General features: G+C 70.9%; 1 protein-coding gene. It reads right to left on the bottom strand.

Annotation, left to right across the window (positions count from 1 at the left end; translation table 11 throughout):
* Positions 1-223: M48 family metalloprotease (locus tag E4K09_RS02615; protein WP_166802126.1), on the bottom strand; the 223-nt coding region annotated here is incomplete at both ends.

Below are 223 nucleotides of genomic sequence, written 5' to 3'. Positions count from 1 at the left end.
GGCGCGGGCCAGCACCGTGATGCCGGTCTGATCCGCCTCCAGCTCCTGCGAGCGGGAGAAGCTCGCGAGCGTCGACCGGGCCTGGTCCTGCACCACCGCGGCCTCCCGGGAATCGTTCAGGACGTTCTCGGCCACGCGCTCGATCAGCTCCGAGCGCGCCTGCAGCTCGCTGCGCTGCGACGCATGGCGGAGGGTGACATGGGCGATCTCATGCGAGAGGACG

Source organism: Microvirga pakistanensis (genome assembly GCF_004458765.1).
Classification (GTDB): Bacteria; Pseudomonadota; Alphaproteobacteria; order Rhizobiales; family Beijerinckiaceae; genus Microvirga; species Microvirga pakistanensis.
The sequence above is the reverse complement of the archived record's forward strand: the minus strand, read 5'-3'. Positions and strand labels throughout refer to the sequence as shown.